The organism is Echinicola strongylocentroti (assembly GCF_003260975.1).
GTDB lineage: Bacteria > Bacteroidota > Bacteroidia > Cytophagales > Cyclobacteriaceae > Echinicola > Echinicola strongylocentroti.
Genome location: NZ_CP030041.1, coordinates 1,577,152 through 1,594,157 on the forward strand (window position 1 = coordinate 1,577,152; position 17,006 = coordinate 1,594,157).

Here is a 17,006-nt window from a genome sequence, read left to right on the forward strand (position 1 = left end):
GTTTATAGTGTGACATTTACCCCGAGCATAAACACCCTAGGTTTAGGATACGCATACAGGTCCACCCCTTGGTCAAATGCAGCCCCCGAAGTGGATACTTCCGGATCATACCCCTCATATTCGGTGGACAAAAAGAAATTCTGTACCGACACAAATGCCCTGAGATTATAGAGATTTAATCGTTCCAGCAGGTCGCCATTGAAGTTATAGGCCAAGAGCAGGTTTCTTCCCCTGATAAACGAAGCCTCTCGTACACGATCCGAATCATTGTTGGTATTATAGCCAGCTACAAGGGGGCGGATCTGAGCGACGTTCGTGTTTTGGTTTTCGGGTGTCCAAGCATTCAGTACTGTTCTGAAACTATTGGCTATGCCCGTACGGTCTTCAGCAGAGTGCTTGCTCCTGAACAACACATCATTTCCATAACTATACTGAATATCCACCAAAAGCTCAAAACCCTTGTACCTAAACGTATTGGCAAACGTACCAAAGCCGTCCGGAATCCCCTTTCCTATGATCACCCTATCGGCATCATTGATCTCGCCATCTTCATTGACATCCCTGTACTTGATATCTCCGGGCAGCTTATTGTATTCTGCTGCTACGGAAGCCTCATCGGTATCCCAGGTTCCCTCATGGACAAACCCAAAGAAAGACCCTACTGGCTCCCCTTTTCTCACGATGGTCGATCCCAGAAAAATATCCGATCCCCCAGCAAGTTCAGTCACCTTGTTCTTGTTGATGGAGATATTAAAGGTGGTACTCCATGAGAAATTTTCCTTCTCTATATTGACGGTATTCAAGCCGATCTCTATCCCCTTGTTTTCCATACTTCCCACATTTTGGCTCACGACAGTATAGCCACTACTGGAAGGCACTGGCGCACTCAGCAGCATATCTTCGGTGATTTTACGATACAAGTCCAATTCAAGCATAAAGCGGTTCTGGATCAAGCCTAGCTCCACCCCAAAATCCACTTGGGTGGTTTTTTCCCATTTTAGGTCAGGATTGGCCAATCGTCCAACTCCCTGACCTATTTCTCGTTGGTTATCAAAGATTACTGCATAGCTGCCCATACCTGCCAGCGCTTGGTAAGCGGTGATTTCTGAATTTCCGGTCTGCCCAATACTGGCCCTGAACTTCAAATTCGAAATCAGCTTGCTGGCATTCAAAAACTGTTCGTCAGACGCCCTCCAGGCAATGGCCGCAGAGGGGAAAAACGCAAACCTGTTTTCTTCACCAAACTTTGAGGACCCGTCAGCCCGTCCAGTCAGGGTAAACAAGTACTTGTCTTTCAAACTATAATTTATTCTCGAAAAGTAGGAGTTCAATCCGTATGCTGTTGTGCCTGATTGTGGCTGGATCGCATTGGCACCTGCTCCGAGGTTATTATACTGGAAGTAATCATCCTGGAAATTTTGGGACCTCGCCATGGAGTAGAAATCGTCCACGTGCTGCCAAGATAATCCTAGCATGGCATTAAGATGGTGATCATCATTGATCTGCTTATCGTAGGTCAGGTAATTTTCAAACTGCCAAGAATTACGTCGGTCATTTCTCACATAGGCATCGCCACGCTGGTTTTTTGCAATGTAATTCAGGTCTCTTCCTCCGTAATAGTCGTTGCGCTGATTAATAATATTAGCAGAGACACTGGAACGTAGCTCTAGTCCCTTTGCCAAGAAAAAATTGGCATAGACATTACCGATCAATGTTTGGGTGTTGAGCAGGTATTTACGTTCATTGACCACATGGATAGGGTTATTTCCTCCTTCCATACCGGGGTAGTCCTCATTACCGCCCCAAGAGCCATCAGGATAGCGCACCGGGATGATCGGCAGCTCTTCCAGCACCTGACGCATGGCGACGATTCCTCCACCGCCAAGAGGGTCCACTTGACTTTCCTTTTGGTCATTATAGCTGAGTACGCCCCCTATTTTGACCCAGTCCTTCACTTTACTGTCAAAAACAAACCTAGTGGAATACCGCTTCATCCATGACTCAGCCATGAGGCCATCTTCGTCCCTATAGCCCAAGTACAATCCATAATTCCCGTCGGCATTGCCACCGGTGACGCTGAGCTGATGATTCTGGGTAAAGGCCGGTTTAAATGACTCCTCTTGCCAGTCTGTGTCGTAAAGAGGGTTGCCGTTTTCATCAAAAAGACGCGGATCTGTTCTCTTCAATTTTGGGTCTTCATAAATGCCATTTGCCCAGCCTATAGGGTCGTATTTTTGTGCATTTTGATAAGCCAAGTCTTCAGTGGCCAAAAACTCCTCCGAATTCAACAAGGGGATTTTCCTTGGCAGAACACCCACGCTATAATTGCCCTCGTAGGAGATTCTCGCACCGTCTTTCCCACCTCTTTTGGTGGTCACCAGAATAACGCCATTAGCCCCTCTGGCTCCATAAATCGCCGTAGCAGAGGCATCTTTCAATACTTCAATGGATGCGATATCGCCGGGATTAATATAATCAATCGGCGTACTTCCATTGGCCAGTCCACCCGCGTTAAGGATCACTCCATCGATCACATATAACGGATCATTGGCAATGCTGACGGATGTGTTGCCCCGGATACGGATGTTTGCACGACCTCCGGGACGGCCGGAATTAACGGACACATTCACCCCCTGCACTCTCCCTGAAAGATTTTGGCTCAAACTGGCGGAAGGCCGCTCGTTCAGTTCCTTTCCTCCTACCGATCCTACTGCACCGGTAAGGTCCGACTTCTTCTGGGTACCATAGCCGATCACAATCACTTCATCAAGCGCTTCGGTATCCGAAACCAGTTCGACATCGATCTTCTGCTGGCTTCCTACCTGGATTTCTTGCGTCTGCATCCCTATGAAGCTGAAGATCAATACTGACTCCTCTGTGGCTACCTCTATGCGGTAAGTCCCGTCAATGTCGGTGACGGTACCATTGGTGGTGCCTTTTTCTAATATAGAAACTCCTGGAAGCGCTTCTCCAGTTTCATCGATCACCTTACCTTCTACCGAGATCGCTAATGGCTCGGACTTGGCTGCCTGTGATGACGCCTGGGTTGGCTCTTGCTTACGGATCACCACTGTTTGGTCTGATATCTCGTAAGAAAAATTGTAAGGGGTCAATACTTGATCCAATACATTTTCAATCTTTGCTTTTTTTACTTTAATGCTGATTTTTGGGATTTCCTGGATCAAATCAGAGCGATACAGAAAAGTAAAATCACTTTGGGATTTTAGTGCCTTAAATACCTGCTCTGCTGAAGCATCGTGCAGGTCCAGTTCGATGTTTCCTTCTTGTGGTATAGTCCGTGCTGAAACCATCATCACGAACATCACCGAAAGGAATGCTGACAATAAGAGTTTCCCTCCTATTCCTATTGGTTGTTTTTTGGGTTTTTTGAGCATAATTGTTAATTGCTAAATAGTACAAAATTGATTATACAAGGGCTTCAAAAAAAGCCCCTTCTTTCTTAGTGGTCTTACTTTATTATCATATGCCTCCTTTCTAATTTAAATTCCACATCACCTGTTTTCTCCCACAGGTCCACGACTTCCTGTAGATTTTCGTAGCGTCTTACTTTACCTGTAAAAGGGATCTGTTTAGTACTTTCATTTTTGAATTCGAATGTAAAATCATACCATCTCGCCAAGCGGTTCACAATGTCGATCAATGGCGTATGTTGAAAAACAAACCACCCCTCTTTCCACGCTATATATTGATGCACATCCACTGACCGTACATGGGGTTTTTCTTCATGATAGTCCCAAACACTTTGTTCACTTGGCTGCAGCACCTTTTGTACTCCCGGCACACCCGGGTCAAAAACCGCTACACTCCCCTCCACCAGCGTGGTGACTATTTCCGCATCATCCTCATACGAAGTGACATTAAAGACCGTACCCAACACCCGAAGTGTTTGTCGTGCGGTCTTTACCAAAAATGGACGGGAGGGATCTTCTTTTACCTCAAAATAGGCCTCCCCTTTTACCTCCACCTCTCTCGTCGCCCCCAAAAACCGGGTAGGATAGATTATGGAGGAACTGGCATTTAACCAGACCTTGGTGCCATCGGATAGAATCAGCTTAAACTGTCCTCCCTTTGGAGTAATCAAGGTGTTATAAGTTTCCTTTCCATTACTTCCTCCGGTGTCATGGTACTCCAAGGTATTTCCTTGTGTCAGCTGGGCCGCACCCTGCTCTTGAAGGCCTTTGCTCGCTTCGGATGATAAGTCGTATACTCCATTTTCAGTTTTCAGAATAGCCCGGTCCTTCCCCGGCTGCAAGGACACCACTTGATTCCCCTCATTGGTCGAAGGCTTACTTATGGGTCTCAAGACCACGACAGCTACAAAAAATACCACCACACAAGCAGCCAACATCGAAAGACTAAATTGGATCCTCTTCGTCTTTTCCGGACGAACCACCTCGGCCTTTTTTTGCAAAGCCTTCCATGCCTCCTCCTCATGGCTTTTATCCAACGGCCATTTTGATCCATTGGCATAAAACTGCTTTGCCTTCTGGTAATAATTTTCATGGTCAGCACTCAGGGCTCGCCAACTCCGTAATTGCTCTTCCTCTTTTTCCGTAAGGCTTCCATTCAGTTTTTTCCAAACGATCGAAAAATCCATGTACTCTAAATATCTTCCCACCTATTTATCATTTTTACCTAACGACACATACCTCACATCTAAAGGGTGACAAATATTATTTTATTTTTTTTCACTCCACTCAAAATCCTGCATCAACACCCCAAGCCATGGAAAAAATTAACCCAGATTGCTTCAACACCGGGGTTAAAAGCTAACGGTATTGGGCAAAAAAGCCTTATTTCATTCTGGGTCTTCTGTGCGTTCTGTGAGAAATAAAAGCTACTGGCAAAAAAGCGTATATCAAAAAACAAAATGTAAGTTTAATGATTCTTGAAGTGATGCACGGAGCTTAATCTTGGCACGATACAACTGCGTCTTAACGGTGTTTTCCGACACCTCCAGCTCTTCCGCAATTGCTCTGATGGATTTTACATGTTGATACTTGAGCCTAAATATTTCCGCCATTTTTGGGGGCAAATTAAGTATCGACGCTTCTATCGTTCGCGATATCCCCGTATCGGCCAAGTCCACATTTCGGTCATTTAAACAAGCCTCCAAGTAGAGGACATTATGCTTATCACGAATCTTTATGTTTCTAAGGTGGTTAAAACAGCGGTTTTTCACCGCTTGATATAAATACTGTTTTAATGAAGCAGTGATTACCAAATACTCCACCCTTTCCCAGAGGAACAAAAAAATATTCTGCACGATATCTTCGCTGACTTTTTCATCAAAGACTATTCCCTCAGCAAACCTCAAAAGCCCTGAATAATATTCACGAAACAACGCTTCAAAGACCTCTTGATTCCTTTCTTGAAGTTCTTTTAACAGTATTTTATCTTGGACGTTCATTTTAAAAGACAAGCAAATTGATCTACTTTCACCATTATCAAAAAGGTCAACCTAATGGGCGCAAACTTAGGCTTTTCATAAAAACACCCTTTTCCCACGTTGGTTGGTCATGCTCAAAACATGTGCTTATCCTCTCCCTGAAAGGGGTGGAATAATATAATTTTGATCATAACAGAAATACCGCAAAAAAACAGGCCATAAACAACCTCTATATATACCAAAACACTGCAATTATTATCCAAATCAAAATAAATCACCTTTAATTGATAAAATATTGCTAAAAAGTGGTGCTTTTCGAGCTTTCTTAAAAAGACGGCAGAGAGTCCAGTTAACCCGGGTTAAATGATGGGGCCACGATGGCTTTATAAACACGGATCTCTCCAAATGAGCAACTAGCAAATTTGAAGAGATCCGAAATTTCTTTAATGAAGCTATTTCTTCAAGTCATTTACTTATGAATTACCTGACCATTTTATTGTGTCGGAATTTCAAAAAAAGCATCGTAAAAATCACTATCAGTATAGCTGGCAGAATGGCCATGTACATAAAAGTGGAAGCCCCACTGGCTTCATCCATAAACGAGCCCATAATAGGCAGTACGATGGAGACAGACAGCATCCCCAATCCACCCATTATAGACAGCCCGAGAGCTCCGCTCTCTGGAATCCTCTCTGCCACAAAACTCAGCATCGTAGGCCAGAAATAGGTCACGCCAACAGCAAATACAAAAGCAGCTCCAAAAACGGCCGTTCCAGTAGCCTTGCTCAGTAAAATCAAGCCCAGACAACTAAAAACAGCCGAAAAGAGTAACATTCCAGTAGTGTCAAGTCTTTTGACTACGGGACCAGCAAAACCACGACCTATAGCCATAATCCCATTTATAAAGACGAGGATCAATATTCCTGAGACATTGGCGTCCTTCAGCAGGCCTTCGATCCGCTGATTAGTGCTCAGTTCGGTAGATGCGGTAAGCAACATGCAAAAAGCCATAAGCAGGAATAAAGGGGAAATGACACCTTTCCACATTTGTGCATTAGAGACCCCCATCTGTACCCGCTCTGTCTTTGGCAGGGTCTTTCCAAAAAACAAGAATCCGTATGTCAACAAAGGAATAAACAACACGCCGACCAATACTTGCCATGGCAAATTCATCACATCCATGAGCAGGTAACCGATCACGCCTCCTACCACTATACCGCCGGGAAACCACACATGAAACCTGTTCAGCATTTTAGCCTTGTTTTCTGGATACAGACTGGCCACGAGCGGATTACACGCTGCCTCCACCATACCATTGCCAATGCCAATAAACATGGTTCCTACAAAAAACGAGTTGAAATCATAGGAAAATATCGTAAGTAGGATACCGATCGCATGGCTAAAAAAGGCCACCCACACAATCTTTTTTATGCCAAAATAATCAACAAGCGGCCCACCTATTAACATCGCAATGGTAAACCCCCAAAATGCTGGCGCAAAGGCCAACCCTATCTCTACTCCGGTAAGTTGAAAATCAGTTTCCAATACCCCCTCTAGCTTTGCCCTAACGGCAAAAGTCATGGACGTAACAATCAGCGCCAAGCAACTGGCCCGAAAAAGCACATTTCGATTACTAGTTTGATTCATTTTTGTGGTTATAAAGGTTTATGTTAAAATTCAGGAATAAGGCTACTTATAAATGACACCAAGTGCTCCAAGTTAGTCTTTTATGGCTTGGAGAATGTAAAAACATAAGCCTTACAGTGACTATCTCTTTCTTCTCCAAAAATAAGGACCAACTCCACGACCATACTTTATAGCGTTATTATCTATATATAAAGTATTTTCACCATGCAGCCGATACGCAAAATCACATAAAATTCTCGAAATAAAAAATATATTTATACTACATCAACCAATTCATGCTACATCTGTCACTAATCCTTCTAGGAGATGATTTGGGAACACTAGTCAGCAACTTTTATAATATAATATTGACCTATCTCGCATTTGCCTCCTTTAGTGAATTCCATTTATCCCCCACAGAAAGTGGTCATTATACCATAAGTAGGTGAGCTGAACCTAGAACTCCCGAAAACCAACTAGTCATTTTAAACTACAAAAAAAGTGGTTAACACAGCCTAAAAAGCTCATTAAAGCATCTAGTAAAATATACTTTTAATAGTCAAAAAATTATAGTTAATTCATAACAATTACCCAAGCTATTTGGTTAATTAAATCATAAGAACAACGCATAAAATGTCCAATACCAGTAACCAACATCATCTTCAAACAATCCCAAAACCGATTAATTGTAGGTTACTACGATTGGCATTGCAAATCACCCAGGGTGAGTGGGCCTTTATCGCCTCCAGCCATGGAAAAAACCTCAACGTCGTCGCTTCAATCAATGCCAACGCTGAAAAATTAGCAGCAGGAAGAACTGATTTCATAAAAGCCATTCAAGCTTCTTCCTCTGCCGGAAAAACAAACGCCCACCTCAACACCAATGGCAAAGAACCGCTCAGAGCAATAATATCCCCCCTTTCCTTGGACGATAAGAAGGTAAGCAGAGCACTGATCATTGTCAACCCGCCAATCAAAGCAGTCCAAAACAAGGAACTGGAACAAATAAACCTCATCGCAGAAGAAATTTCGGACAGCTACTTTAAAAACCCAAAATCGAGTAGCTTGTCCAATAATCAGTTCGAGTTTTTTTTCCACCAATCAATGGGACTGATGTGCACTCACGACCCCTTGGGGAAGATCCTGCTGGTCAATAATGCCAGTGCAAACAGCCTTGGTTACAAAAAGGAAGAACTGGAAGAAAAATCCCTTTATGACCTTATCCCGAAGGAGCGTCATGTATACCTCAATGAATACCTAAAATCCATCCTGAAGTCAGGCCATAGCCAAGGCACCATGCAAGTCCTGCACAAGGACGGAAGTATCCGGTATTGGCTATTCACTAATGTACTCCAAAAGGACGAAAACGGCGCCCCATTTATACTGGGAAATGCCTTGGATATTACAGAAAGGCACAAGCTAGAGCATGAATATAACCGCCTAAAAGAAATGCTCGAGCAGACCAATAGCGTAGCCAGGGTTGGAGGATGGGACCTTGACCTGGTCAAGGGCGAGATCTATTGGTCGGATGTAACAAGGGAAATCCACGAAGTACCTGATGACTTTGTCCCTGACACAGAAAGGGCCATTGGATTTTTTAAAGAGGGGAAGCACCGGAAAGCCATTCAGAAGGCTTTTGACAATGCCGTCAGTAACGGCCAGCCGTATGACCTTGAGCTCATCCTCATCACGGTCACGGGCAAGGAGGTATGGACGCGCGCCATCGGCAAACCCGAGTTTAAGAACGGAAAATGCATTCGAGTGTACGGGACGTTTCAGGACATATCGGCCCAAAAACTCGCCGAGATGGAAATCATCAAGTCCAAAAAACTCTTGGAAGATGTCCAAAATGCCTCTTCGGAAGTAAGCATTATCTCTACAAACACGGAAGGCATCATCACGCTATTTAACAATGGTGCCGAAAAAATGCTAGGCTACTCTGCTGCTGAAATGATCGGACAACAAACACCCGCTATCATCCATGAGCCCAAGGAAATACAAGAGCGGAGTAAGGAACTGAGCGAACGCTATGGCCAAGAAATCACTGGCTTCAAGGTATTTGTCTTCAAGTCCGAACTTGAGGGTGCGGAGGAACGCGAGTGGACCTACATTCGGAAAGATGGCTCCAAGCTTTTTGTCTCCTTGGCAGTAACCACCATGCGAAATGGAAATGGGGAAATAACGGGCTACCTGGGCATGGCCACCGATATTACAGAACGAAAAGAAGCTGAAAACGCCCTCTTAATAGAACAAGCCCGACTGAACGCCTTCGTGACCCATGCACCTGCTGCGGTGGCAATGTTTGACACCGACATCAAATACATCGCATATAGTAATCGATGGATCGAAGAATACCAACTTCAGAACCAAGAAATCAGAGGAAAGTCACACTACGAAGTTTTCGGCAATATTTCGGAAGGATGGAAGGACATCCACCATCGCTGTCTCCAAGGTGAAGTCATCAGCAATGAAGAAGACCGCTGGCGCCCTGAAGGATGGGATCACGACCAATTCCTAAGATGGGAAGTACGGCCATGGCACCACTACGATGGCAGCATTGGAGGGATCATGATGCTTACACAAGACATCACTGAATCCTGCCTTCAACGAGACGAACTCAAAAAAGCCAAAATACTTGCCGAACAGGCCAGTAAAGCCAAATCAGAATTTCTCGCCAACATGAGCCATGAAATCCGTACACCGCTTAATGGTGTGATAGGGTTTACAGACTTGGTGCTCAAAACAGACCTTTCAGATACCCAGGAGCAGTACCTCTCCATTGTCAACCAATCCGGCAATGCCCTGCTCAATATCATCAATGACATACTGGACTTCTCAAAGATCGAAGCCGGCAAATTGGAGCTGGACATCGATAAGTGTGACCTCTATGAACTCACCGAACAAGCCAGTGATATCATCACCTATGAGGTCCACAAAAAAGGGCTGGAGATGCTACTGAACATCCATCCTGATGTTCCTCGCTTTATCTGGATGGACAGTGTACGCCTGAAGCAGATATTGGTGAATTTACTCGGGAATGCTTCCAAGTTTACCGAAACAGGAGAAATAGAGCTGCAACTCCATCCTCTTTCCCAGTTAAATGAGGAAAATGAAATCACCCTGCGTTTTTCTGTAAGGGATACGGGAATAGGGATCAAAGAGGAAAAACAGAGCAAAATATTCGAAGCCTTTTCACAAGAGGACATCAGCACCACCAAAAAATACGGAGGCACAGGGCTCGGCCTGACCATCTCCAACAGTCTGCTCCAGATGATGGACAGTGGACTAAAACTCAAAAGCAAGGTAGGTGAGGGAAGTACATTTTTCTTTGACCTCACCGTAAAATCAGAACAGGAAGAACCTGATATTATTGAAGAAGATATTGATATCCAAAGAGTCCTTATCGTAGATGACAACGATAACAATAGAATGATTTTGGAACGGATGATGTCCCTCCGGGGAATCGAGTCGGTCCAAGCCAAAAATGGGTTTGAAGCACTTCAAAAACTGGTAGAAGAAGGCAAATTTGATGTGGTCCTGATGGATTATCACATGCCCTATATGAATGGCATCGAAACCATTCGCAAAATACGGGAAATTGTCGAACACCAGCCCATTATCTTTTTGCACAGCTCTTCGGATGATGACCGGATCCTCAAAGCTTGTAAAGAATTGGGGGTACGAAAAAAACTCGTCAAACCCATCAAACTACAGGAGATGTACAATGCCTTGCTTACTATTAACAAAAAGCAGGACCATCAAAAAACAGCCAAAACCAATATTAGTAAAAACCACTTCCCTGAAGGCACCACTGTGCTGGTCGTAGAAGACAATAGCATCAATATGCTTCTGGCAAAAACGGTCATCCATAACCTTTCTCCTACCACCAAAATCCTAGAGGCCACCAACGGTCTGGAGGCACTTACCGTGATGAAAACTGAAATTCCTGAGGTGATTTTCATGGATGTCCAAATGCCTGAGATGAATGGCTACGAAGCCACCCGGGAGATCAGAAAAATATACAACAAACATGATATTCTGATCATTGCCCTGACGGCTGGAAATGTAAAAGGTGAAAGGGAAAAATGCCTACAAGCAGGGATGAATGATTTTATCGCCAAGCCTTTTGTGGAAGCAGACGTAGTCAATTTGCTGAAAAAATGGGAAAGCGACAAAGAAAACGATGCGTCATCTGCCAACAAGACAGTTATCCAGAGTTCCTCCTTTCAGCAGTTTGATCTTGAAAAATTCCAAGCCGTACTCGGATTTCCCGATTTGGAAAGTGAAATGTTTCAAGTGATCCTAAAATCAGGCTTGAAGGAATTGGAAAAATCCAGCGTGCAGCTGGAAGATATCCTTCATTCAAAGGGTGAAGGGCTTTCCATTGCCGCTCATAAGCTCTATAGTACGGCCAGCGCCATGTACCTCACCCGGCTTTCGCAGCTCAGCTCAAAGATGGAAACCAGAAGGAACTTTGATTTTAGTGATCCAAGTCTCGAAAATGAAATAAAGATGATATTGGAGGAAGTAAATAACGCCAAAGTACTGATTGAGGGGTATACAAAAAACTAAAACGAGAAATCACCTGACAAAAAAAAACTTCTACCGGGCCAGAAGCTCCGGTAGAAGTACACATCAAGGCTTAACCTAAAGTCAATATATGGGTGATAAGTCAACTTCTTCTTTAACCAGCCTTAAGTGATTATCCTTCATTTTTTTTATTGTCGTCGCAGTAAAGATTTTGCCTTCGAAGGAAATCCGTCCAAACCCGCCCCTAAACTCCTAAAGAGGACTTTCTGGACAGCCCTTCAGAGAAGGGGATTGATTTCGAAAATCGAATTAATCTTTTCATTTAAACCCCGAATATACTTTCGCCTATCTATTGCGAACCCGGTCAAATAGTCTTTATCGTTGAGGTTGGTTTCAATGATAAACTTGGTGCCATTCGATAGGTATAAAACAACTGAACCAATCGTACTGACACCACTATGGTCTCTTGCAGCTTAAGTCGGCAATCATCGATACCCGACCAGTGTTTTCCGGAAAATTCCAACACCCTATTTTGAAGAGTATCCGACCCTATTGCCTGTTTCAATCGTAAAATTATCTCCAAATCAAACAACATAGACGATCGGAACAGCTTATCAAAGACCAACGGAACTATCGCCCGATGAAATATCTTAGTCCCACAATAAGTATCTCTCAACTTAGGTTCCAGGATAAATTGTATGAGCTGACGAGTGATTTTTCCCATTAAGGACAATTTGACCCGCCGCAAAGCTGACTGCCCAGAGCGGAGCACCCTTTTTCCTAGAATAACACCAAAATTTGATTGGTTCTGTTGACTACATGCCATTTGCAACCACTCTTCCGGAGTAGTCTTTAAATCAAAATCCAAATAACCAAACCGTTGGATAGGGTACCTATCATGGACATACAGCATTCCCTCTCGCACAGCATTGGCTTTCCCTTTTCTTTGCTTTAGATGAAGCACGATAATATTTTCAGATGACTGCAACTGGATATTTTTCAACATTGCTGCGGTATTATCGGTACTACCATCATTCACAAAACATAGGAGAACATTCGGGTTCATCCTTGCAAAGGTTAAATAATGATGATAAGAGAATGCGATATCTTCATTATAACAAGAAATGATTATGGCGAATTGTTGGAATTGTTCCTTTCGTATATTTTTCATCTTGTTGCTGGCTAAATGGGCAAACTACACAACACAGCTATTTTTACACCGCCTTATTGTTAGCTATCTAGGATAGTCAAATTTCACACTAAAAACTCACACCTCTTATAATCAACTAGTTACAATAAACACAGATAGCCAAAATTCCATTTTTTGGAATTCATTCTAGATTCTGTACGAGTGTTTCTCTGAATTTTATCTATATTAGTTCCTATAAAAGGCGTATTAATTGATTTTTATTTGGCATGGAGGCGACGAACGGATTTAAAATTTTTGTAGTAGAAGACGACCCGTGGTATGGACAGATTCTGGAGTACCATTTGGGCCTAAACCCAGATTATGAAGTCAGGAGATTTGATTCGGGCAGGGCCCTTCTCGACCACCTTTACCTTAAGCCCAACTTGGTTACGCTGGATTTTTCATTACCGGACATGAACGGTGATGAGCTGTACAATAAAATAAGGAGTAGCCATCCTGATTTGCCGGTTATTGTGATCAGCTCACAAGAGGATATTGGGGTAGCAGTGAAATTACTTAAAATGGGAGTCAGTGATTACCTATTAAAAGACGACTCCACAAAAGACCTGCTCTGGAACAGTGTCATTCGGATAAGGGAAAACCAGCACCTGAGGAATGAAGTGGAAACCCTCAAGGAAGAACTCGGTCAAAAATTCAGTTTTCAAAACTCAATAATCGGCAATAGCCCTTCCCTGCAAAAGGTATTTGGCCTAATGGAAAAAGCCATCAAGACCAATATCAATGTGTCCATTACCGGCGAAACCGGAACAGGCAAGGAAGTGGTCGCCAAAGCGATCCATTATAACAGCAAACGGAAAAAGAAAAAATTCGTCGCTGTAAATATGGGAGCCATTCCTAAAGACCTTATAGAAAGCGAACTGTTTGGTTACGAAAAAGGTGCCTTCACTGGAGCCGTCACCAGAAAAATAGGGAAATTCGAAGAAGCTATAGGCGGCACCATTTTCTTGGATGAAATAGCCGAAATGGACCTGAACAACCAAAGTAAACTATTACGTGTCCTCCAAGAACGTGAAGTAACCCGTATCGGTGGCCATGAAAAAATAAAGGTCGATGTGCGCTTGATCGTGGCCACCCACCAAAACCTGGCTGAAAAGGTCAAAGCAAACGAATTTAGGGAAGACCTATTTTTCAGGATCATGGGACTCCCGATCGCCCTTCCCCCATTGAGAGACCGAGGAAATGACATCCTTTTATTGGCCAAGTTTTTCATGGATGAATTTTGTAAAGCCAATGATATGGCTCCTATTTCTATCAGTCTAGCAGCCAAAGACAAACTACTTAAATACCAATATCCGGGCAATGTCCGGGAATTAAAAGCCCTCATAGAGCTGGCCATCGTCATGTCCAATGAAAACGAAATTTTACCAGAAGATATCTCCTTTACCAGTATAACCAAGGAAGACCTCTTCCTCATGGAACAAAAAACACTAAAGGAACATACCAAGGATATCATCAAATATTACCTACAAAAAAACGACAATGATGTTATGAACACGGCCAGGCTGCTAGACATTGGCAAAAGCACCATTTATAAAATGCTCAAAGAAAGAGAGCTGTAGCCATTACAAAGTTCGTCACTAACCAAAAACATCTTGCTCACCACCTATAACAACACCCTAGACCAATCGCTTATAGCCTCCGGTGAACTATCCCTTAAACCAACGAACGTTGATCTAAGGCAAAACATGGGGCTGATGGTAAAATTAACCAAGTCGTTGGTAACATCACAAAAGGGCATAGTAGTGAGCAACTCCTATATCGACCCAAAAATCAGCAAGGTGCTCAAGGGAGATTTTTACAGAATCAACCAACTTCTATTATATATAGTGGAATACCTCTGGCATTTTGCTGAAAAAAGAAGATTGGACATTATCTGTGAATTGGCAAAAGAACATCCCCACCATCAGTATATCCACTTTAAAATAAATGGAGTCGCCCACCAGTCGGCACAATACATAGTCTCCTATCTATCCAACGACACACAGCATCAACCAACAAATGCACCTGAAGATCCCAGTACAGCATTAAGCATTTGTAGAGGATTGGTAAACCTTCTCCAATGTGGGGTTTCTGTCAAAAACATCGACAGTAACGGTTCATCTCTGATCATACGCTTCATGCTCAGCAAAGGAACGGCCAGTGGACTCGCTCATTCACATCATTCGGATCACGGTTCCAAAACGTTAAATAAACAGACCATATTGGTCGCTGACAGCAACCCGATCAATCGCTCAATAATCACTACTATCATCAAGCAGACAGGCTTGGTTTCACAGGAAGCCAGTGATGGGGTTTCCGCTTTGCAATACTTGGAGAAAAACCCGATAGACCTCGTGCTGGTAAATCATCACTTACCTGTCATGGACGGCATACAAACAGCACATTTCATTCGTCAAAAAGCCGGTGCCAGCCTCCCTATTATTGCCATGATGGCCTACCCTATCGAAGCAAACGACCCTATTTTTGCCCAAAGTAGCCTAAATGATTTCCTAACCCTCCCCTTTGACGAACAACAGTTGATGAACAAAATACAGTATTGGCTGAATAAAAAAACACCCCCTGAACAGCAAGCGCCTAAAAGGACACAACAACTTTATGACCTGGACAGACTGGACGCCATTGCTCCTGGCAATAAGGATTTTAAGCAGAAAATGGTAGCGCTTTTTAAATCCGTATCAGAATCCTCCGTTCAAGAACTGAAAGAAGCGCTGGATAAAAACGATGAAGATAGTGTCCGGAGAATTGCCCATCGTCTAAAACCCACGATAACGACCATGGGAATCGATAGCCTAAAGCAACCCATAACCGATCTGGAAAAAGGCATACTGCCTCAAAATGAAAAAGAAAAAGCCATTTTAAACCTTGAAAATGTATTGACCAAGGTGAACGAAGAACTCGAGAAAATGGAATGGTAACCTCTTGCATTCCCTAAAATTTAAAAAATGCTTGCACCAAGCACGCTTCTACTATCAGGAATTTTTTCCGTTAAGTGGAAATTTCTCCACTCGTAAAACGCTCCAAACACAGGCCCAGCACCGATTATTCATTTTGGCACACAACTGGTAGACCACCTTCCAGAATCCCTTCGATGTTAATCTCACCAACATCGTGATCATCCTATCACACACCTTTACCAAAAGGGTGATCTTCTGGGGTGTCCGAACAATGAACAATGCTCTTGCAAGGACACCCTTTCATTGACGATAGGTACTCCACTGTGGGAGTATCACTGCGCCCAACCATTTCGAAATTCATCCCTACCAACACACAAAAATAGACCAACTGCTTATCACAATCTTACTCCGATCTCTTCAATTTTTAACCATTTAAAAAAAATTTAAAACTTTTTTTAATTTATTTTTTACGCTTTACATAATATTTATTACCAAAAAATCAAACATTCATTTGATTGGCATTCCAATACTTATGACTTTCCTCATAAAGAATGACCACATCCGCAATATTCTATTTTACAGCAAGTTATAAAAACCACAAACTGATATTTTTTGCCCCCTCACTTCTACTTAAACAAGCGTTTAATTCATTACTACCTTTAAATAATTACCAAAATCTGCTAAATAAATCAAGTGTAAAATTGAGCGTATCAATGTGACTTTTTTATAGATCATGTGTCCTAATTATGAAGACACAAAGTAAAAGAAATCGATAACCATTTAAATAATTTGTTATGAATAACCTTGTTACTCAAAATTTCGCAGTGGATGCGACACAGTATTTAAACACCGATCCCCGTAAAGACCTTAAGGCACTCATAGAAAAAGGCGATCTCTATTTTTTATCAGAATTCAATGAGATCTATCCAAACTTCATTACAATGATCAAAAACACCAGTTCAAAGCTGAATGCAATGGACATCAAATTTTGTGTACTTTTAAGAATGGGGTTTTGCACGAAGGAAATTGCAAGAATTACCAAAAGTACTATCCGTGCGGTACAATCCAGAAAATATCGGATCAGGAGACGTCTAAACGTACCCAATGAGGAAGACTTGAATCTCTTCATGGTGACGTTTTCTTGAGTAATTATAACATGTAAGAAGGTATAAAAAAAGGACTACAAACACGCTACTCTTGACGGGAATTCAATAAATGAATTTTCCGTCTTTTTTTACTCCCTCTCCGCAGCAAACAATTCCGGTCAATGAACGGCTTCTTTGGAATGCTTAGTATTTTCTCAAAACTCTCACAATTGAGGTTAAAAATGCTTACC

Annotated in this window: 9 protein-coding genes; 4 read left to right on the top strand and 5 right to left on the bottom strand. The window is 42.7% G+C overall.

All coding sequences use genetic code 11. From position 1 onward, the window contains the following. Window positions 1-2: 2 nt before the first annotated feature. The 4 genes from DN752_RS05970 to DN752_RS05985 form a co-directional block, all read right to left on the bottom strand. Window positions 3-3,395, bottom strand: a complete 3,393-nt coding sequence (locus DN752_RS05970) for a TonB-dependent receptor (RefSeq protein ID WP_112783104.1) — start codon at window positions 3,393-3,395, stop codon at window positions 3-5. A 74-nt stretch (window positions 3,396-3,469) separates the two neighbouring features. After that, window positions 3,470-4,639 (bottom strand): FecR family protein, encoded by a 1,170-nt coding sequence (locus DN752_RS05975; RefSeq protein WP_162633134.1) that lies wholly within the window; start codon window positions 4,637-4,639, stop codon window positions 3,470-3,472. Window positions 4,640-4,879: 240 nt separating this feature from the next. Next, a complete protein-coding gene (locus tag DN752_RS05980) occupies window positions 4,880-5,431 on the bottom strand; it encodes an RNA polymerase sigma-70 factor (RefSeq protein ID WP_112783106.1) in 552 nt (183 codons plus the stop codon). Window positions 5,432-5,890: 459 nt separating this feature from the next. Further along, the gene (locus tag DN752_RS05985) at window positions 5,891-7,057 is read right to left on the bottom strand and encodes an MFS transporter (RefSeq protein WP_112783107.1); all 1,167 of its coding nucleotides are present in this window, start codon (window positions 7,055-7,057) and stop codon (window positions 5,891-5,893) included. Between the two features lie 687 nt (window positions 7,058-7,744). Here DN752_RS05985 and DN752_RS05990 point away from each other — a divergent pair. Continuing rightward, the gene (locus DN752_RS05990) at window positions 7,745-11,608 is read left to right on the top strand and encodes a PAS domain-containing hybrid sensor histidine kinase/response regulator (RefSeq protein ID WP_245949474.1); all 3,864 of its coding nucleotides are present in this window, start codon (window positions 7,745-7,747) and stop codon (window positions 11,606-11,608) included. Window positions 11,609-11,930: 322 nt separating this feature from the next. On the opposite strand, the gene DN752_RS05995 is transcribed toward DN752_RS05990, so the two are convergent. Further along, entirely contained in the window at window positions 11,931-12,737 is an 807-nt protein-coding gene (locus DN752_RS05995; protein WP_112783109.1) for a glycosyltransferase, read from the bottom strand. Window positions 12,738-12,982: 245 nt separating this feature from the next. Here DN752_RS05995 and DN752_RS06000 point away from each other — a divergent pair, with 245 nt between their 5' ends. The 3 genes from DN752_RS06000 to DN752_RS06010 all read left to right on the top strand — a co-directional run bounded on the left by DN752_RS06000 (window position 12,983) and on the right by DN752_RS06010 (window position 16,815). Then, on the top strand, window positions 12,983-14,335 hold the full coding sequence (locus tag DN752_RS06000) for a sigma-54-dependent transcriptional regulator (RefSeq protein WP_112783110.1): 1,353 nt from the start codon (window positions 12,983-12,985) through the stop codon (window positions 14,333-14,335). Between the two features lie 33 nt (window positions 14,336-14,368). After that, entirely contained in the window at window positions 14,369-15,691 is a 1,323-nt protein-coding gene (locus DN752_RS06005) for a response regulator (protein ID WP_211324164.1), read from the top strand. 773 nt (window positions 15,692-16,464) lie between these two features. Next, a complete protein-coding gene (locus tag DN752_RS06010) occupies window positions 16,465-16,815 on the top strand; it encodes a helix-turn-helix transcriptional regulator (protein WP_112783112.1) in 351 nt (116 codons plus the stop codon). Window positions 16,816-17,006 lie beyond the last annotated feature (191 nt).